At 48.2% G+C, this 19,421-nt stretch carries 20 protein-coding genes and 1 riboswitch; of the genes, 3 read left to right on the top strand and 17 right to left on the bottom strand.

Features of this window, described 5'->3' with window-relative positions; translation table 11 throughout:
* Window positions 1-58: 58 nt before the first annotated feature.
* Both B2U97_RS06380 and B2U97_RS06375 read right to left on the bottom strand, forming a co-directional pair.
* On the bottom strand, window positions 59-1,828 hold the full coding sequence (locus B2U97_RS06380; protein ID WP_235598959.1) for a TonB-dependent receptor plug domain-containing protein: 1,770 nt from the start codon (window positions 1,826-1,828) through the stop codon (window positions 59-61).
* A gap of 107 nt (window positions 1,829-1,935) precedes the next feature.
* Window positions 1,936-2,514 (bottom strand): TonB-dependent receptor plug domain-containing protein, encoded by a 579-nt coding sequence (locus B2U97_RS06375; protein ID WP_286823128.1) that lies wholly within the window; start codon window positions 2,512-2,514, stop codon window positions 1,936-1,938.
* Window positions 2,515-2,693: 179 nt separating this feature from the next.
* Here B2U97_RS06375 and B2U97_RS06370 point away from each other — a divergent pair, with 179 nt between their 5' ends.
* The gene (locus B2U97_RS06370) at window positions 2,694-2,891 is read left to right on the top strand and encodes a DUF3185 family protein (RefSeq protein WP_034822665.1); all 198 of its coding nucleotides are present in this window, start codon (window positions 2,694-2,696) and stop codon (window positions 2,889-2,891) included.
* 14 nt (window positions 2,892-2,905) lie between these two features.
* Here the strand turns inward: B2U97_RS06370 and B2U97_RS06365 are convergent, their stop codons facing one another.
* The 9 genes from B2U97_RS06365 to trxA form a co-directional block, all read right to left on the bottom strand.
* The gene (locus B2U97_RS06365) at window positions 2,906-4,231 is read right to left on the bottom strand and encodes an MFS transporter (RefSeq protein WP_034822667.1); all 1,326 of its coding nucleotides are present in this window, start codon (window positions 4,229-4,231) and stop codon (window positions 2,906-2,908) included.
* Between the two features lie 15 nt (window positions 4,232-4,246).
* Entirely contained in the window at window positions 4,247-4,990 is a 744-nt protein-coding gene (locus B2U97_RS06360; protein ID WP_011235581.1) for a phosphotransferase, read from the bottom strand.
* The gene (gene pnuC, locus B2U97_RS06355) at window positions 4,987-5,613 is read right to left on the bottom strand and encodes a nicotinamide riboside transporter PnuC (protein WP_011235582.1); all 627 of its coding nucleotides are present in this window, start codon (window positions 5,611-5,613) and stop codon (window positions 4,987-4,989) included. Before pnuC ends, B2U97_RS06360 begins: the two co-directional genes overlap by 4 nt.
* The gene (locus tag B2U97_RS06350; protein WP_034822670.1) at window positions 5,606-5,863 is read right to left on the bottom strand and encodes a YkoF family thiamine/hydroxymethylpyrimidine-binding protein; all 258 of its coding nucleotides are present in this window, start codon (window positions 5,861-5,863) and stop codon (window positions 5,606-5,608) included. The genes pnuC and B2U97_RS06350 overlap by 8 nt, the downstream gene beginning before the upstream one ends.
* A gap of 11 nt (window positions 5,864-5,874) precedes the next feature.
* Window positions 5,875-8,007, bottom strand: coding sequence for a TonB-dependent receptor (locus tag B2U97_RS06345; RefSeq protein ID WP_286823127.1), 2,133 nt, complete (start codon window positions 8,005-8,007; stop codon window positions 5,875-5,877).
* A gap of 49 nt (window positions 8,008-8,056) precedes the next feature.
* Window positions 8,057-8,155, bottom strand: a riboswitch (TPP riboswitch).
* 50 nt (window positions 8,156-8,205) lie between these two features.
* A complete protein-coding gene (gene fre, locus B2U97_RS06340; RefSeq protein WP_110013429.1) occupies window positions 8,206-8,907 on the bottom strand; it encodes an NAD(P)H-flavin reductase in 702 nt (233 codons plus the stop codon).
* Window positions 8,908-10,380 carry a 4-hydroxy-3-polyprenylbenzoate decarboxylase gene (gene ubiD / locus B2U97_RS06335; RefSeq protein ID WP_034822675.1) on the bottom strand — a complete coding sequence of 491 codons (1,473 nt, stop codon included), beginning with the start codon at window positions 10,378-10,380 and terminating at the stop codon, window positions 8,908-8,910.
* A 7-nt stretch (window positions 10,381-10,387) separates the two neighbouring features.
* The gene (gene rho / locus B2U97_RS06330) at window positions 10,388-11,656 is read right to left on the bottom strand and encodes a transcription termination factor Rho (RefSeq protein ID WP_011235587.1); all 1,269 of its coding nucleotides are present in this window, start codon (window positions 11,654-11,656) and stop codon (window positions 10,388-10,390) included.
* A gap of 250 nt (window positions 11,657-11,906) precedes the next feature.
* On the bottom strand, window positions 11,907-12,233 hold the full coding sequence (trxA, locus tag B2U97_RS06325) for a thioredoxin TrxA (protein WP_011235588.1): 327 nt from the start codon (window positions 12,231-12,233) through the stop codon (window positions 11,907-11,909).
* Window positions 12,234-12,324: 91 nt separating this feature from the next.
* Here trxA and rhlB point away from each other — a divergent pair, with 91 nt between their 5' ends.
* Both rhlB and B2U97_RS06315 read left to right on the top strand, forming a co-directional pair.
* Window positions 12,325-13,602: an ATP-dependent RNA helicase RhlB gene (rhlB, locus tag B2U97_RS06320; protein ID WP_011235589.1), complete on the top strand. Its 1,278-nt coding sequence runs from the start codon at window positions 12,325-12,327 to the stop codon at window positions 13,600-13,602.
* A 1-nt stretch (window position 13,603) separates the two neighbouring features.
* Window positions 13,604-14,530, top strand: a complete 927-nt coding sequence (locus B2U97_RS06315; protein ID WP_011235590.1) for a Ppx/GppA family phosphatase — start codon at window positions 13,604-13,606, stop codon at window positions 14,528-14,530.
* Here the strand turns inward: B2U97_RS06315 and hemB are convergent.
* The 6 genes from hemB to tatA are packed head-to-tail and all read right to left on the bottom strand — an operon-like array spanning window position 14,527 to window position 19,403.
* Window positions 14,527-15,534: a porphobilinogen synthase gene (hemB, locus tag B2U97_RS06310; RefSeq protein WP_011235591.1), complete on the bottom strand. Its 1,008-nt coding sequence runs from the start codon at window positions 15,532-15,534 to the stop codon at window positions 14,527-14,529. The genes B2U97_RS06315 and hemB overlap by 4 nt on opposite strands.
* Window positions 15,535-15,551: 17 nt before the next feature.
* Complete coding sequence (locus tag B2U97_RS06305; RefSeq protein ID WP_011235592.1) at window positions 15,552-17,330, bottom strand: sensor domain-containing diguanylate cyclase; 1,779 nt, start codon at window positions 17,328-17,330, stop codon at window positions 15,552-15,554.
* A complete protein-coding gene (locus B2U97_RS06300; RefSeq protein WP_034822683.1) occupies window positions 17,323-18,114 on the bottom strand; it encodes a TatD family hydrolase in 792 nt (263 codons plus the stop codon). The genes B2U97_RS06305 and B2U97_RS06300 overlap by 8 nt, the downstream gene beginning before the upstream one ends.
* Window positions 18,104-18,838, bottom strand: coding sequence for a twin-arginine translocase subunit TatC (gene tatC / locus B2U97_RS06295; protein WP_272989511.1), 735 nt, complete (start codon window positions 18,836-18,838; stop codon window positions 18,104-18,106). The genes B2U97_RS06300 and tatC overlap by 11 nt, the downstream gene beginning before the upstream one ends.
* Window positions 18,831-19,181 carry a Sec-independent protein translocase protein TatB gene (tatB, locus tag B2U97_RS06290; protein WP_272989508.1) on the bottom strand — a complete coding sequence of 117 codons (351 nt, stop codon included), beginning with the start codon at window positions 19,179-19,181 and terminating at the stop codon, window positions 18,831-18,833. The genes tatC and tatB overlap by 8 nt, the downstream gene beginning before the upstream one ends.
* Entirely contained in the window at window positions 19,182-19,403 is a 222-nt protein-coding gene (gene tatA / locus B2U97_RS06285; RefSeq protein ID WP_011235596.1) for a twin-arginine translocase TatA/TatE family subunit, read from the bottom strand.
* Window positions 19,404-19,421: the final 18 nt, after the last annotated feature.

The raw sequence follows: 19,421 nt of genomic DNA, 5'->3' as shown, positions 1-19,421 counted from the left end.
TTAGCTTAACTGACAAGCATTACCCGGTATTCGGGGCGTTTTTTTATGTCGATAATGACTAGAAAGTGTAATTCAACCGAGCGTAGTAGTAACCACCGTTAATACCGAACGGGAAAGTTTCCCAGCCATATTTAAAGCCCGCATCAGAAAATGGTGAACCAGCACTGCCCCATTCGTCGGGGTAAGTGTCAAACAGGTTATTCGCACCAATACGAACATTTAAACTATCAGTAAAGTCGTAACCAATAGAAAGATCAGTTAACCACTTACCGCCCCACTCATGACGCACACCGGTAAAGGCTTGCCCTTCAACAGGCCCAAAGTAATTAAAGGCTAAATTCACATTCCAGGCATCACGAGTCCAGTCACCACTTAACGTTGCTTTCTCACTGGGTTGTCCCTCTTCAAGACGCAGGACTTGAGTGTCGTTGAAGATCTGTTCCCCCGGAATTAATGAAGAGACCGAATTCACCTGCTCTACATCGGTATTCATAAAGCTCATTGCGGCAGTTAAATTCAAATTGCCGTCCATAAACTCAGTCGGGTAAGACGCGATCACATCCAGACCTGTGGTTTTGGTGTCAACAGAGTTGGTAAAAAACTGAGCGGCGCCCAGGTTATTATCCTCCAGAATTTGGCCAAACTCCGCACCAACATCGGCCGTCAGAGATTCCGATAACACAATGCGATCATCAATATTGATTTGATAAAAATCCATGGTCAGATCGAAACCGTTGTTGAAACGCTTTATAAGACCCATACTTATGCTTTCAGACGTTTCTTCTTCCAGCTCGTTAATACCAAACTGACGTGCGACTTCGTCATCATTAGCAATGGTCCCGGTTTCTACCAGAGTGCCATTAACAATGTTAGTGGATACCTGACTGTAATAAATTTGCTGTACACCAGGAGCCCGGAATCCGGTCGATACTGTGCCACGCACAGAGAGGTCACTGTTGATATCATATCGGGCAGACAGTTTACCGGAAATATTGTCTCCGGCTATGTCATAATCTTCGTAGCGTAAAGCCCCGGCTAACAAGAAGTCCGGCGTTACATAGTATTCTGCATCGACATAAGCACCATAACTGTCACGGTCAGCATCTACCGCCTGGCTCGGACTAAAACCCGGAAAACCTTGTATGCCGGCTTCAGCAGGGTCACCAGATGGGGTTAGGATTTCAATGCTGGGATCATTAGCTCTGCCATAGGACCAGGATACCGGGTCACCAGGGTTAATTTGATAGCCGTCACGGCGCATCTCTAACCCCACCGCCAGATAAAGCAGCTCATTTGCGATATCAACCGTACCATTAAAATCTAAATTGAATGTCGTCTGCTCAAAGACCAGTTCGCCATCGAAAGCCTCTGTTGGTGTTTCGCTGTAAATACCGCCGTCCGGACTTGGTTCGTAGTACCAACTTACATTTGCAGAGTTTGACGAGTTAAAGCCAAATTCATTTTTACCGTAAACCACACTGGCATCCCACAACCAGGCGTTAGGCAGGTCTCCGCGAATTCCAACAGCCAACGATTGATCATCCGCTTCGGTCTCTAGTTTCGGCAGAAAACCATCGGGGTAAATTGCTTCTATGGTTCTCGGGTGTCCGCGTCCGCGGAAGAAACCTGAAGAGCCACCGTCACGGCTGGAGATACCACCAAAAGCATAAAGCTCTGTCGTTTCACTAAAGTTATAACCGGAATTAAACCAGGCGTATAAGTTCTCCGAATCGGCATCACCAATATGCAGACGAACCACAGGGTCGCCGCTGGGCGATGACCAGTCTCCTATGAGCGATGCTTCAGCTGGAGACGCCCGGTTCGTCATTCCCCGGTCACGGTACTCCAACGTGCCGTTGAAAAAGCCGTTGTCTGACTCAACACCAAAATTAACGCCAACAGTATTAACTTCGCCATCACCCTCGTAAGTTTGGCCTATTTCAGCGGAAACACTGCCGCCTTCGGAGCTTTCAGCGTGATATTAATGACCCCGGCAATGGCATCAGACCCGTATTGAGCCGCCGCACCGTCTCGTAGAATTTCGACACGCGCAACAGCGGTAATTGGAATGGCGTTAATGTCGTAGCCTGCCGAGCCTTTACCAATGGTCTCCTGGACGTTCACCAGAGCTTGCTGATGCCTGCGTTTACCGTTAACCAGAACCAGAACCTGATCCGGATTGAGTCCGCGCAGTGTTGCCGGACGAATGATGTCAGAACCGTCAGAAATGGTTGTGCTGGAAAAGTTAAAAGAAGGCGCACTCATTTGCAGGGCTTTACCGAGTTCAGTCGCTCCTGTATTTACGAGTTGCTCTGCAGAAATAATATCAATTGGCGAAGCCGATTCTGTCGCTGTTCTGCCATTAACCCGTGAACCCAAGGTGATAATGCGCTCCATAGATTCGTCAGACTCTGCATTAGCATCCGCTTGTTGCGCAAAACCGGTACCCGGGATTGCTAACGCTGCTGACATTGAAATGGCCAAATACCCAAGTTTAAAAGATGCTCTGCTCATAGTTCTGCCTTACTTTTGTTGTTTTTTTGTTTTAAACGAGACCAGCTTTTTAACAAGTACAGCCATTTCATTGGCTTGGGAATATACCAGATGATATAAATCAATATTTGTAAGGAAACTTGCGGATCTGACAGAGTGCTTTATATTGATAGTTGTAAACACAACAAAAGGAAGACTTTATGACTCGTATCGTAGGTATTGTTCTATTAGTTGTTGGCGCTATTTTATTGTATTTCTCATATGAGGCCTCACAATCAATTGCCTCTAGCGTATCAGAAGTGGCTACAAATGAACCAACTGACAACACCATTTGGTATTTAATTGGTGGTGTTGCCGCAGTTATTATTGGTCTCTACGCGGTCATTCGCGGAAAGTAACCTAGTAAACGTGGTTAGCCAGACGTGTCGTCTGATACGTCTGGCAGTCTTAAGGCTGTAAGGGTAGCAAGTAAGCCAATAGCTCCCAGTACCCATAAAACGGCAGCAACGCCATAAGCAGCATCAACCCACCCCAGTAATAAACCAGCTAAAAGCACTACCCCCATCACGGTATTAGATACCGCCGTCAGTTGCGCCCGGTTATCTTGCGTTGCCATATCAACCAGATAGGTTTTTCTGCCAACTCGTGCTCCATGATGCGCAACCGCCGAACTGAATAAAAGTAATGCCGCAATCCACTGCGCGCCCAGCGCCTCAGGTATCCAGTAATAAAGTGCCAGCGCAGCCGATATTACCAAAGTCGACATAACGGAAGCTGCTGCCATCACATGGTGACTGGCAGAATCGGACCAACGACCCCAAAAGCGCCCCGCCAACAAACCGGCAAGCCCACTCGCTAGCATTAAACTGCCCAGACTAGTCAGTTCGGACTCGCCTTCGCGCTGAATTAGAACCACGATATAAGGAATAGCAAAAGCGGCGGCGACTAGTAACGCCCGCGAAATGACAAAGTGTCCAAACTGACGATCCTGCCACAGCAAAGACATTGATTTCAGTGCTTCGGTCAGCGCGTTACCACCGCCCTCGGTTGCACCGGCAACCTCAGGAATGCCCGCATAAAGTAGAGCCGCAACAAACCAGAGCACAACACCGGCACCTAGCAGTCCAATAAATAATGAGCGCTGACCTTCCATATCAGGTGCAAATATAATAACGAGTGCGGTTAACAGTGTGAGTAATCCGGCGGCGGACGCTGCGACACCGGACATTCGTCCACGGCGCGTTTTAGATACCGTTTTACCGGTCACATCCTTATTCGCCACAGAACAAATGCCTCGCGACAAGCTAAATATTGCCAATAAAACAACCACAGACCAGCCCAGTGCAGATTCATCTAAAGTTGCTACCGCAAACAACATAGCCAGCAACGAGACTGCCTGACCGACACTGCCCGCAACCCAGAACCATTTGCGTACCGGCTGCTCACGGAGCTTTTGAGCAACAAAGAGCTGAGGTAATAAAGCCAGAGATTCCCTTAAAGGCACTAAAGCGCTAATAAACACCGCCGGAGCGCCCAGCGAGCTCAACATCCACGGCAATACAAGGCGCGCGCTGACTAAGCTGTCACCCAGTTTTGTCAGAGTTAACGACAACAACATCAAAACGAATGAACGCGGTTGCTCGTTACAGGCAGACTCAGGAATATCTTTACAAACGCGAGCATCTTCGTCTTCAGCTAAGTAGCCGTAAACGCGTTCAGTCAGTTTTTTATCAGTCATGGCAAAGTGTTCATTTTAAGAAAGGTGTCGAAATAGATGCTGCCATACTTTATTCAACCATTCCACAAACTCACACCATTGCGCTAAACGCTGCCGATCAATTTGATAATGGGCTATTTTTTCGTACTCTGTTATTAAGCGAACCGAGGCTTGGTCACTGAGTTCATTCACGACAATTGCACTGGCAATATCAAACAAGGGGTGGCCAATACCCGCGTACTCCCAGTCAATAATCCGGATAGGATCGGCCATTAAAATATGATTCATAGATAAATCGTTGTGGCATAACACCGGATAACTGAGCCAGTCCTCTAACAAGGGTTGCATGGGTACCAATTTCTGGCTCATTTGAGCAGCAACCGCCGAATTGACCGAACGCAACTGCTGCAAATAATGCTCGACCCGCTCAGACATAGACCAGGCCGGAATATCAACTCGTGTATTGTGGATTTTCGACAGCGTTTCAGCCAGTACAGTGGCTTTAATCAAAGGCGACAGCGTAACTTGCTGTAAAGACGGAGCCTGGTAGTAAGGCTGTAAAAACCAGCCTTGCTTAGCATCGTAAGCTAAAACTTCGGGGGCAAGAGCCTGTTGCGCCAGCTCTTTTTGTATAGATACTTCCAGCTCACGGTCAACCGCGAATACCTGTTCATAGCGCCAGCGTTTTAACACATAATCTTCTGTATCTGTTCGCAGTCGCAACGTCTGATTAGACTGCCCGGAAGCAAGCAGTTGTATTTCGCAGGGCCGGCCAATCACCCGGCTTCACTCGCAGATTTCAGCGAAATGTCATGGCGCCAGCGCCACATGGCATAAATCACCAGTATCAGATAAACCACGAACAACAAGGCGGTGGCGACAAAGCCTTTGCTGGCGTACAAATAAACGTAAACACTGTCGATAACCAGCCAGTACCACCAGGTTTCATACGCTTTTTTGGTAACCAGCCAGGTGGCCAGCAAACTGAATATTGTGGTGTAAGTATCGAGCCATACTGCGTCTGCGTCGGTATAAACCGAGAGTAAATAAGCAATGCCTGCAGCCAGAGGAACCAACCACGCCCATTGCAGCAGGTGCCAACGAAACGGGTATTTCGCGCCATCAGGACTCTCCTTTGCTGCGCTTTGCTGACGCTGCCATTGCCACCAACCATAGCCTGCCAACGCAATGTAGATTGTTTGCAGCAAAGACTCCATATACAACTTACCTTGCCAGAACAAGACAGCGTATATAGTACAGCTGACCGCCGCCGCAGCCCAGCACCACTGGCGCTGATGCGCCGCCAGCACTAAATACCCCAAAGCCATGACTAAAGCCGTCAGCTCCCAGGGGGAACTGACCATCAACTGCTCAAGCCAGGACTCGAGCAAAGACTCAGGCATTATCCGGCCTTAAGTCTTTGTTAATAAACTTACAAACCAGAACATTCGACGGCACATTCTGGAAAAGCAGCTCCATTTCTTCACCCATAATGCGCATAACGTCCTGCATTTCACCAAATACTTGCGTACTCATGGTGTTGGTCAGAACCGTTAGTTCTGAATGCTGATTTAAACGCTCAATAAAATCTTTAATGGTATCCAGGTAATTTTCAGCCAGTGGATACAGCGACATTTCTACTGAAACTTGCATATTAAGCTCCCTTAAAACGATTTTCTGACAGTGATACCAAAACGACGTGGCTCACCGTATTGAACGTAAGTTTCTTCATTTTCATAACCAGTTCTGGGGTCGTTGGCAAAGTAAAAACCGCGAGTTTCGTAGTCTTCATCCGTTAAATTACGCCCCCATAAGCTAAAGTGCCAATCCTGATAATGATAGTTTAGCGCAAGGTGCAACACTGCCATGCTGTCCGCTTTTTGGTTATGCGAGTCAGAGAAGTAGAACTCGTCTTTCGCGTCGGCCTGAATCACCCACTGGAAGTTCTCGCCTAACCAACCTTCAAAGCCAATATTCAACTGATAATTAGGCGCTTGCGCTTGCTCCCGCCCGGTCATATCGGTGCCGTCTTCGGTAACAAAACCTTCAATTTCGGTTTTTAACCAGCTGGCCGAAGCGAAAACCGCCAACCAATCCGTAAACTGATTGCGAATTTCCGCTTCCAGACCGTAACCTGTGCCTTCAGCGGCGTTCTCAATGTAACCCACAAATGACTGGTCTCGGTTTACCCAGCCCTTGAGCTGCACATCGTCACGCCAATGGTAAAATGCGCTGACTCTTGAGGTTAAACGCCCATCGGCACTGCTGCCTTTTACGCCAAACTCGGTACTCCAGAGCGTTTCCGGAGCAAAGGTTGAGCGGTCTAACAAGTAGTTTTCTAATTCTTCCAGACCCTGATCTTCAGCTTTTCCTAAAGCTTCACCATTAACGCCACCGGCTTTGTATCCGCGCGCCAGAGTCGCGTACAGGTAACTGTCGTCAGACGCCTGATAGCGGACACTGAAATTACCACCCACCATGGTGTCTTCAGGTTCAGCGGTAATACCGCGACTGTCGAGGTAGTCATTGTCGTAACGTTCTACCCGCAAGCCAGTTATAGTACTAACCCGGTCACTCCAATGCTGAGTTAGCTCACCATAAATAGCAACGTGATTGCTATCATAGTCGCTGTTGAAAATGCTTGGCTGGCCTAAGTCCCAGTTAAAATAGTCACGTGTCAGCTGAACCGATTTGTCGTAATAGTACAAACCTAAAACCCATTCGCTATCAATACCAAACAGGCTTTCGGGCTCGTCGGATACCCAGCGAACTTCGGCGGTTTTGTCGTCACGGTCGCGGAAGTACGCGTCAAAAGCTGAGTATTCCCAGCCCGGAGCGATACCTTCATAGGTCCAGTCTTCGTCGTAAGCGTAGCCGGTGTCTGCATCCAGGTAGTTAACAGACATTTCCAGACGGCTGTTGTCAAAACCCAGGTAACTGAGCTGCAAGCGCAATGCCTGACTTTCTAAGCGGTCAAAACCCGGTTCATCGGACAAAGTTTCGCGGGTGTTGTCGAGACTAAACGCATCGTAGCCATTGTCGACATCGTTATAGTGCAGAACCGTTTGCAGCAACCAGTCTTTACTGAGCTCTGTATCCAGCTTGAAGCGCGCAGTGAGTTCGTCGCGCTGTTCCGTGTCATCACGCTCAAGATAGGTATTTTCAATGTAACCGTCTTGCTGAAACTGGCTGACCGAGAAGCGGGCGTTACCTAACAGCCCTAGGTTTCCGCCCATAGCAAGGCCGCCCATGGCTTCGGAATAGTTGCCTGCTGATAGCTGAAACTGGCCGTTAAAGTCGCTGCTCGGTGCGGTGCTGTCCAGCAACAATAAACCGGCCATAGCGTTCACGCCAAAACGTCCGCTTTGCGGACCGCGAAACACTTCCACGTGATCAATATCGAAAAGCGATGCGGCACTGCCTAATCCGCTGTAATCAATACCATCAATTATCAAACCGACCGAGGGCGTTACAGGATCAACAAACTGAGAGCGCTCGCCAATACCACGAATTTGAATAAACCGAGCCGTGGAAGTACCACCCGAGAAATTCACGTTGGCCAAACTGTTCAGAGTGTCTTGTAAATGCTGTGAGTGACGCTGTTGCATCGCATCTTTATCAATAATAGAAACGCTGCTGGTGGTTTCATTTAAGGTGCGGCGGTGAAAGTCACCACTCACTTCAATAATTTCAATGTCTTTTGTATCTTGTGTGTCCTCTGCTGCAAAGGCAAAAGCGGGAACACTGGATAACGCAGCGGCAATGCTGGCTGCTAAGTATGAATTGATTATTTTCATGGATCATTTCCTCAAAACAAAGTCAGAAACGATCCGGTAAGGCTGTATTAGACGGGTTTTCTACCATCCCTACGCCAGTATTAACCGGATCAGGTTTTAAGGGTTCGCTAATGCATCTCAGCCGTTGCCGGCACCCCTTGGTAAAGCGGCGTCAGTATAACGCAGCTTGTTAGTTAAACAAATTTACTTTCAGTGCAATTAAATAAAGGACAGAGCGTCGCCGTAAAGGTTTTCTAACGGTACGTCTTTAGCGACAAAGTCGTCGCGAATAACGCGTATCATTTCGAAACGGCCAGCCATGTAAATTTCACACTCAGGCAGACTTTGCTCACGGGCCATAACCGCGTGGTGCACTAAACCAATAGAATAAGCCCAGTTGTTATCCGCGTCTTCGACCACCGGATGATAATCAAAGTGCTCGTACTGGCTTGCTAAGCGTTCCAGTTCGTCATGCAAATACAGGTCGCTTAAGCTTTTTGCACCCCAGTAAAGTGTCAGAGGCCGCTCTGGCGACACACGTAAATGTTGCTGCAAAATAGAATAGGTATACGAGAAACCGGTGCCACCAGCAATTAACACTGCCGGCTTAGTGTTTTCCTGACGGTAAAACGCAATACCGTCCGGCGCATCAATTTCTAGTTCCCCATCGTCACGCACTTTATCCAACACTTCCATGGCATAGCTGTTGTCCGGCGTAGCGCCAACATGAAGTAACCACTCACTTTTATTGGACGGGCACGACGCAATACTGAAAGGCCGCTTATCTCGTTCGCCCATCACCACCATAAGGTACTGGCCTGCTTTAAACTCAACCGCCTGCGGCAATTGTAAACGCACTTCCCACACAGCATCCGCCAACTGGCGCGAAATTTTAGCTTTACAGGTCATTTGTTGACTCATTCACGACTCCATAATATTCAGTTCGTCCCACAGCTCGTCAACACGCTGTTTTACCTCATCGCTCATGACGATTGGTTCGCCCCACTCACGGTCGGTTTCACCCGGCCATTTATTGGTGGCGTCCATTCCCATCTTTGAGCCCAGTCCGGAAACCGGTGAAGCAAAATCAAGGTAATCTATTGGCGTATTTTCGACCAGGGTCGTATCACGTGCCGGATCCATCCGGGTTGTCATAGCCCAGATAACATCTTTCCAGTCACGCGCATTTACGTCGTCGTCACACACAATCACGAACTTGGTGTACATAAACTGACGCAAGAAAGACCAGACACCCATCATCACACGCTTCGCGTGACCCGGGTACTGCTTCTTCATAGTGACTACGGCCAAACGGTACGAACAGCCTTCCGGTGGCAAATAAAAATCGACAATTTCTGGGAATTGTTTTTGCAGCAACGGAATAAAAACTTCATTTAAAGCAACGCCCAGCACCGCAGGTTCGTCCGGTGGACGTCCGGTATAGGTGCTGTGGTAAATAGGATCTTTGCGGTGGGTCACATGAGTCACGGTAAACACCGGAAACTCATCCACTTCGTTATAGTAGCCGGTATGGTCGCCATAAGGCCCTTCTGCCGCCATTTCACCCGGCTCTATGTAACCTTCCAGAATGATTTCAGCGTGCGCAGGTACTTGTAAGTCGTTACTGAGACACTGCGTTACTTCGGTTTTGCTGTCGCGCAACAAACCGGCAAAGGCGTATTCCGACAAGCTATCAGGCACAGGGGTTACCGCACCCAAAATAGTCGCAGGGTCTGCGCCCAAAGCAACTGACACCGGGAACTTTTCGCCCGGATGCTGCTGGCACCATTCCTGGAAATCCAACGCGCCGCCGCGATGCGACAACCAGCGCATAATAAGCTTATTCGGACCCAAAAGTTGCTGGCGATAAATGCCTAAGTTCTGACGTTCTTTATGCGGACCTCGAGTTACCGTAAGACCCCAGGTCACCAAAGGCGCAACGTCGCCCGGCCAGCAGTGCTGAATAGGCAGCTTGGTTAAGTCAACGTCGTCGCCGCTCATAACCACTTGCTGGCACGGTGCCTTTTTAATGCTTTTTGGCGACATACTCAGCACTTTTTTGTACTTAGGCAGTAAATTCAACGCGTCGCGAAAGCCTTTAGGAGGCTCAGGCTCTTTTAAAAAGGCCAGCAATTTGCCCACATCCCGTAAAGCGGTTACTGACTCCTGACCCATGCCTAAAGCCACGCGGTCGGGTGTGCCAAACAAATTAGCCAATACAGGCATATCATGGCCTTTCACGTTTTCAAACAATAAGGCCGGGCCTTGTGCTTTTAACGTACGGTCTGATATTTCGGTAATTTCGAGGTAGGGATCGATCTCTTGTTGGATGCGCTTAAGTTCACCGCGCTCCTCGAGGAGCGCGATAAAGTCACGCAGATCTTGATATTTCATACGCCACTTAACTGTTGCGTTGACGTTTCATCGATTCGAAGAATTCGTCATTGGTTTTGGTCATCTGCAGACGGTCAATCAGGAATTCCATGGCCTCAACTTCGCCCATTGGATGCATGATTTTGCGCAGGATCCACATTTTTTGCAGCTCGTCCGGCGTAGTCAGCAACTCTTCGCGACGCGTACCTGAACGGTTGAAGTCGATGGCAGGGAACACACGGCGTTCAGCCAACTTACGGTTCAGATGCAGCTCCATGTTACCGGTACCTTTAAACTCTTCGTAGATGACTTCATCCATTTTCGAGCCGGTATCAATAAGCGCGGTTGCAATAATGGTTAAACTACCGCCTTCTTCTACATTACGCGCAGCTCCAAAGAAACGCTTAGGTTTGTGCAATGCGTTAGCATCCACACCACCGGTTAACACTTTACCGGAGCTTGGAATAACGGTGTTATAAGCACGGGCAAGGCGAGTAATTGAGTCCAGCAAAATCACTACGTCTTTTTTGTGCTCAACCAGGCGCTTGGCTTTTTCAATAACCATTTCGGCCACCTGAACGTGACGGCTGGCAGGTTCATCAAAGGTTGAAGCAACCACTTCGCCATGTACAAGACGGTGCATTTCGGTGACTTCTTCCGGACGCTCATCAATCAACAGAACAATCAGTTCAGCATCAGGGTGATTCGCCGCAATAGAAGTTGCAATATTCTGCAATAGTAAGGTTTTACCCGCTTTTGGTGGCGCAACAATAAGACCACGCTGGCCTTTACCTATTGGCGCTGATAAGTCCAGTACCCGCGCAGTGATATCTTCTTTACTGCCATTGCCGCGTTCTAAGTGAAAACGCTCTTCCGCGTGTAGCGGCGTTAAGTTTTCAAATAAGATTTTATTGCGGGAGTTTTCAGGCTTGTCGAAGTTAACTTCGCGAATTTTCAGCAGGGCAAAATAACGTTCGCTGTCTTTCGGTGGGCGAATTTTCCCGCCAATTGTGTCACCCGTACGCAGGTTAAAGCGACGAATTTGGCTTGGCGAGACGTAAATGTCGTCCGGGCCAGCCAGGTAAGACGAGTCGGCTGAACGCAAGAAGCCAAAGCCATCCTGCAAAATTTCCAGCACACCACCGCCGTGAATGTCTTCACCGCTTTTAGCGTGAGCTTTTAAGATAGCAAAAATGATGTCTTGCTTACGTAGGCGGGCCATATTCTCAAGGCCCATTGAGTCCGCGAGCTGAACCAGCTCGTTTACGGGTTTATCTTTAAGTTCTGTTAGATTCATAGGAGGGTTTTCGAGTTATCGATTGAACACAAAGCCTTTTTTTAATTTGACTCTAGAAAGTAAAACAATTGGAACATTCGGAATTCGCGAAGTGCGAAACCAGAAACAGACGTTTCATTTAAAAACAGGTTAACCGGTGGAGTTGGTGAACCCGTATGAACAGTTAATGAGCAGAAGTTATCACCAAAAAAGCGATTCGTCCAGTTTTCTCAACAAAAACGGCGCATAACACGCCGTTTTTTGACAATCATTAAATATGCTGGTCTAAAAACTCAGTCAATTGAGCACGTGATAATGCGCCCACTTTCGTTCCGACAACTTCGCCGCCTTTAAACAACAATAACGTTGGAATGCCACGAATATTGTACTTAGGTGGAGTTTGTTCATTATGGTCGACGTTCAGCTTACCAATAACTAATTTATCAGCGTACTCGCTGGCAATGTCATCAAGAATAGGCGCTACCATTTTACATGGTCCACACCACTCAGCCCAAAAGTCGACTAATACGGGTTTATCGGAATTTATGACATCAGCATCAAAACTGTCATCACTTAGCTGAACTATTACGTCACTCATGGTACTCTCCGCTACTTTCTTCGCGTGGAAATATTAGAATAGTATTATTTCTGTTTTTGAATACAAGCGCAAACTGATATGCTTATAACTTATGACTAAAAAACATCTTACAGAAACTCGCTTTGCTGATTTGGCGCTTCACCCCAAAATCCAGCAAGCAATATCCAGTGCCGGATTTGAGTATTGTACTCCAATTCAGGCGTTAAGTCTGCCCGTTGCTCTGTCTAACCGCGATGTTGCTGGTCAGGCTCAGACAGGTACAGGCAAAACCTTGGCATTTCTGCTGGCTACTTTCAACCGCTTAATGCAGAACGAATCGTCCGAAAAAACCGAATCGGGCCCACGCGCGCTGATTATGGCACCGACTCGGGAGCTCGCTATTCAGATAGCTCACGACGCGGATGCCCTCATTGAGCATTGCGGTTTGAAAATGGGCGTAATTTACGGCGGCGAAGGCTACGAAGGTCAAAAAGAACAACTGGCTGCACAACCAGACATACTGGTCGGCACCACGGGTCGTCTTATAGACTTTTATAAGCAGGATCTATTTAGCCTTAAAGATATTGAAGTTGTGGTGCTGGACGAAGCCGACCGCATGTTCGATCTGGGCTTTATTGATGACATTCGTTACCTGTTACAGAAAATGCCGGATCCATCCAAACGTCTGAATCTGCTGTTCTCTGCAACCTTGTCTTATCGTGTGCAGGAACTGGCGTACGAACACATGAATGCACCGACCAAGCTCGAAGTAGAACCGTTACAAAAAACGGCCACACGGGTAACTGAAGAACTGTTTTATCCTTCTAAACCCGAAAAGTTTCCGTTGCTACTGACATTAATAGAAGAAGACTGGCCGGATAAAGCCATTGTTTTCGCCAACACCAAGCACGGTTGCGAGAAAGTGCATGGCTGGCTGGTCGCGAACGAGCACCGTGCGGGTCTGTTAACCGGTGATGTTCCGCAGAAAAAGCGTTTACGCATTTTGGAAGACTTTGCCGAAGGAAAGCTCGACTTTTTAGTTGCTACCGATGTCGCAGCACGTGGTCTGCACATTCCTGAAGTAACCCATGTATATAATTTCGACTTACCGGATGACTGCGAAGACTATGTTCACCGTATAGGCCGCACAGGTCGCGCAGGCGCCAGTGGCGCTGCAATAAGCCTGGCGTGCGAAGAGTACGTATACAACTTACCGGCTATTGAAGACTATATTGGTCACACCATTCCGGTCACCAAATACGATGGCGATGCTTTGCTTTCTGATTTACGACGTCCGCGTCCAATTCAGCGCCGTCGTCGTCATAACTCAGGCGGAGGCAAGGGCAAACCTCGCGGCCGTCGCTCGGGACCTCCGCGCAACGCGTCATAATATGCCAGCCAAAAAGCGCAAACTTGCTGCCATCGACATGGGATCCAACAGTTTTCACCTGTTGATGGCAGAAGTTTCAATGACGGGGTTCTTTCCTAAACCCCGGATTCTTTCCCAGCATAAGCAGAAAGTTCGTTTAGCCGACGGCTTGAACGACAATGACAGCATAGACGACGCTGCCATTTCCCGTGGCATAGATTGCCTTACTCTGTTTGCCGAAGAGCTTAAGCGCTTCCAGCCTTTTGCAGTAAAAGCGGTAGCAACTGCGGCGCTGCGCAAAGCCAGTAATCAGAAAGAACTTCTTGCACGCTTTGAGTCGACATTAGGCTTCCCCATTGAAGTTATTACCGGAGAGAGTGAAGCTGAATTTATTTATGCCGGGGTTTGTAGTGCGTCACAATGCCGGGATAAAGTTCTGGTTATTGATATTGGTGGTGCCAGTACTGAGGTTGTAGCCGGTAATGGAACTCAGGCCAATGTGCTTCATAGTCTGGATATGGGCTGTGTGGTGTTTCAAAACCGTTTCTTTAAAGGTGGAGAAATTAACCCGGATAATGTAGAGCTGGCCATTCAGGCCGCTACCAAACTTATTAGGCCCTACATCGCTGATTATCAGCAGCATGGATGGCTACGAGTTCTTGGCGCCTCAGGTACTTTTCGTGCACTTACTGAAATAGCGGCGGCAGAGAAACAACCGGGGCTTACTCAAATCTGGTTAAGTGAACTGATTCAGCGTTGTATCCGGCAGGGGCAAGTTGAGTGTCTGAATTTTGCCGGATTACGTGATGACCGCCGCACTGTTCTAATGGGCGGAATCACTATACTTTTGGCGGCACTGAAAGCACTTAGTGTGGACGATTTTGAGGTGACTACAGGCGCGTTACGCGAGGGGCTACTCGCGCAACTTGCCAATGAAATAACAGCTTAGCCTTTCTTCGTTGCCAGACGTTCAGCTACCGATTTTGCAAAGTAGGTAAGAATGCCGTCAGCACCTGCCCGCTTGAAACCCAGCAAACTTTCTTCAATAACGTCCTGACCCAGCCAGCCATTTTTAATGGCCGCCTGGAGCATGGCGTATTCACCACTGACCTGGTACGCAAAAGTCGGCACGCCAAAGGTATCTTTTGCACGGCGCACAATGTCTAAATAAGGCATGCCCGGCTTCACCATCACCATGTCAGCGCCCTCCTGAATATCCAGTGCAATTTCCTGCAGAGCTTCGTCTGAATTAGCCGGGTCCATCTGATAGGTCTTTTTGTCAGCTCCCTTCAGATTGCCGGCAGAGCCGACCGCGTCGCGGAATGGGCCGTAAAACGCGCTGGCATATTTAGCCGAATACGCCATAATTTGAGTGTTGATAAAGCCTTCGGCTTCCAGTGCTGAACGAATAGCGCCAATACGCCCGTCCATCATGTCCGACGGAGCCACAACATCTACTCCGGCACGCGCGTGAGACACCGCCTGCTTTACCAGAACCTCAGTGGTAATGTCATTGACTACATACCCGCTGTTATCAAGAATGCCGTCCTGACCATGGATGGTAAAAGGATCCAAAGCAACATCGGTCATTACTCCTAGCTCCGGAAAGTCAGCTTTTATGGCTTTGACTGCACGCTGAGCCAGACCGTTATCGTCATAAGCCGCCTCAGCCATCTCCGACTTAGCCGAAGCAGGAGTCACCGGGAATAAAGCGACCATAGGAATACCTAACTCAACCAACCGAGCGCACTCTTGCAACAACAGGTCAATGCTCACACGGTCAACGCCGGGCATTGAACTGACCTGCTCACGCTGATTCTCACCTTCGAGAACAAACATAGGGTAAATTAAATCGTCCACGCTTAATTGGTTTTCTGCCACCAGCCGGCGGCTAAAGTCATGGCGGCGTAAACGTCTTAGGCGTCTGCCCGGGAAAGCACCCTGATTTGTCATTCTTGACTCCTGATTGATTACTGCACCGCTAATCTGTCACGGCCTTCATGTTTAGCCGCATATAGCGCGTCGTCGGCGGCTTTAAAAAGCTCATCTACATTATCAAAAATACGTACGCTAGTGGAGATCACACCAATACTTAGCGTGATCTTAAGCAAACCAGCATCGGTTTTAAATTCGGTATTACGAACCTTTTCCAGTAACTGACTGGCAAAAGCTTCAGCCTCCTGAAGGTCGGTTTCCGGCAAAATAATGGCAAACTCTTCACCACCATAACGGCAGACAATATCAGCGGCTCGTTTAGCGTGCTGCTGCATCAATTTTGCCAACTGCTGCAGAATCTGGTCTCCGGCAAGATGACCATAGGTATCGTTAACTGGTTTAAAATGGTCGACGTCGACCATCAGTAATGCAAGCGGTAACTCGCGGCGTAATGTGCGCCGCAGTTCACGTTCCAGATGCTGTTGGAAATAACGGCGGTTATACAAACCGGTCAACGGATCTTCCGTATTCTTCTGTTCCAGCTCTGTGTTAACGTCCTGGAGCTCGCGCAGAGCAACTTGTAGCTCGAACGTACGTTCATCAACACTTTCTTCCAGTTCGCGGTTATGACGTTGCTCGGCCTGCAGCCGCTCTTTACGTTGCTCGCTGTAGCGTACGGCCAGAACCCAGGACAACAGCAGAATTTCAATACCTGAACCTATCATAATGGCATGACGCTGAATGAACATGCTGTCGATGATGCCGAGATACCCGAGAGAATTCACAACTACAGAAACGAGCAAGCTACACCAGGCTAGGGTGAAAATGCGGGCGTAAACAAAACCCTTACGCCACATATATACGCCCACAACCAGCAGGAATAAACAACCAGGTACAGCTAAACTCAACAACACATGAATGCTAACTCGATAGTTGGCAAAAATAGCAATTAGCAGACTCAAACCAGCAAGGAATGCCATCACCATTAACCCTCTGCCCCAAGTGTATCGATAACGTTTTAGTTCAAGGAGCTGATAAGCAAACAAGGCAGCGGTCAGAAAGGTTAGACTACCAAATATAGGAATTCCCTTATCCTGCAAATACAGAGAGTCAGGCCATAAATAATGAAAGCCAAGCCCCTCTAATGACAGCATCAATCCGGCAAAAAATAACGTGTAAAGCGAATACACACCAAATTCGGGCTCGCGCGATGCAATAAAACCGAAAAGGTTATAAACCGCCATACAAAGCAGTACGCCAAAGTAAATTCCTTCGGCAATACGACGATTCATTTGTGTCTCAAAAAAACCAACTTCGGTACGCACGGCAATAGGCAAACGCATTGAACTTTGCGTATTGGTCTTGATATAGATTTCACCGCCGATGTCGTTGGGTAAAGGAACCGCAAATTCTGACGTTGGTATTGGACGCTCGTCGAAAGGCAAAGTGTCACCCATTCGATAAGTTCTTACCCCTTCCGGACTCATGATATAAATGGTCAGCTCATCGAGCAAAGGGTAGGCAATATGCAGAATACGGTCGTAAGGCTTAGCCTCGAGTTTAAAGCGAAACCAATATTCATCCGTGGTGTAACCAAAGGAGGCCCGGTCTGTATCCAGCTTACGCCAGTCAGTTGGAGGTAAGCTTTTTGCGGTTTCTAAGTCCAGCTTTTGCTGACTGTTAGTGTATTCAATTGACAGTTCTGACTGGCTCTCAGGAAGTATTTGCGCTGCCGCAGCGGATGCAGAAAAAAGCAGAGCCACTAGAGCTAAAAATAGCCACAGCAGTGCACTTACTCCGGAAGTTTTAGTCACTGTTCTCTCCCAGCCCGAAAAACCGTTCCGTATTAGCATAGGTCAGCTCGGCTAAATGCTTTACCGACACGTCAAGATAATGAGCCAGAGCTTCTCCAACTACTGGTAAAAGCGCAGGCTCATTCATTTTAGGACGCGGCTTCAGCCCCCGCGGTAATAAAAACGGTGCATCCGTTTCAAGTACCAACCTGTTCAGAGGCAAATACGGCAAAGCTGACACCAGTTCCTGGTTACGTCGCTCATCACATACCCAACCGGTAATGCCAAACCAATGGCCTCGCTCGGCATAACGGTTCAGCGCTTCAACGCCACCGGTAAAGCAATGAGTTAAGCAGGGTGTTGAGTCATTACAATACTGGTTTAACAGCTCTATTTGAAGGTCGATTGCATCGCGTTCGTGCAAATACAGCGGAAGGCTTAGCTCGTTAGCCAGCTCAATTTGAGCAACGAATACTTCTTCCTGAACATCGCGGGGAGAAAAGTTCCGGTTGAAATCCAGACCACATTCGCCAATAGCCACAACATAAGGCAACCCGGCCAATTCCCGTAACTGCTCTTTGTAATTTGCTGGCGCCTCGCCGGCATCGTGTGGGTGAATACCCACGGTCATCAGCAACTTCTCAGGAAACTGCTGACACAATTTAACGGCTTGCTCAGCCTCTTCAATAGAGGTCGATATAATCAGCTGCTTTTTCACATTGTCCTGCTCTGCACGAGCCATAACCCCGTCCAGATCGCTCAACAACCTTTTGTTGGTTAAATTCACTCCGGCATCAAACCACATCGTCGTCTTCCTGCTGGGTGGGTGTATACCAACGGCTAACTTGTAAGCCTAACTCAAACAACAACCACATAGGTATTGCCAATAACGTTTGGGAAATAACATCGGGTGGGGTTAGCAACATACCAATAGCAAACGCACCAACAATAATGTAAGGCCGTTTTTTAGCCAGTGACTCACGGGTACAGGTACCGGTCCAGATCAACAGCATAATGGCAACCGGCGTTTCAAAGGCAATACCAAAAGCAACAAAAATAGCCAGAATAAAGTCCAGATAACGGGAGATGTCGGTGGCAACCGTGACCCCCTCCGGCGCTGCACTGCTGAAAAATGCCATGGCAAGAGGCAGAACCACAAAATAAGCAAAGCCAATACCGGCATAAAACAGCAAAGTACTGGTAGCCAAAAGCGGAATTACTAAGCGCTTCTCTCGACCATACAAGCCCGGCGCTATAAAGCCCCATATTTGCCACAGTAAATAAGGGACGGTAAGAGCCAGAGCCACGACCAAAGTTAATTTAAAAGGGGTAAAGAACGGCGCCGCAACGTCTGTGGCGATCATTTGCGAACCAACCGGCATGTTCATCAGCAGGGGCTGGGCGACAAAATGATAAATATCATTGGCAAAGTAAGCGAGCGCAGCGAACACAACCAGAATAACCAATACCGAGCGTAATAGTCGGCTTCTGAGCTCCAGCAAATGATTTAATAAAGGGGAGTCACTCATTACCTTTACCCACATCGGTTCCGGGTTTTTCTTTGGGTTCGGAATCTGGCTTAGAATAGGGTCGCTGAACCTCTTCTGCCGCACTTCTTAATTCGACTAGCGAGCGTTGCAGTTCCGGACTTAAATTTTCAAGGTCCTGACTCTCAGCTTGTTTCAAATGTTCGTGCAGCTCTTTAATACGCAGTTCATGGTCAAGCTCATTCTGTACTTTTTGAGAGTACTGCTTAATACTCGACAAGGTTCTCTGAAAGCCACGAATAGCCGAAGGCAGGCGCTCGGGACCAAGCACCAGCAAGCCGACTATCGCAATCAGCAATAACTCCCAGAAACCAATATCGAACATTTAAGATTTCCCGGATTTATCCGAATTGGACTTATCGTCATGTTCTTCTTTGTGCTGCAAAGAGTCGTCTTTATCTTTGCTGTCATCTTCGTCGCCCATAGACTTTTTAAAGCCTTTTACCGCATTACCTAAGTCTGAACCCAGGCTACGCAGACGCTTGGTGCCAAACAGCAATACAACAATGACCAACAAGATGAGTAACTGCCAAGGTGATACACCCATGTTATTTCCTACCGTTTA

Origin of the sequence: Idiomarina sp. UBA3176, assembly GCF_002364295.1 — a bacterium.
GTDB classification, from domain to species: Bacteria; Pseudomonadota; Gammaproteobacteria; order Enterobacterales; family Alteromonadaceae; genus Idiomarina; species Idiomarina loihiensis.
This window is presented reverse-complemented; position numbering and strand designations above follow the sequence as displayed.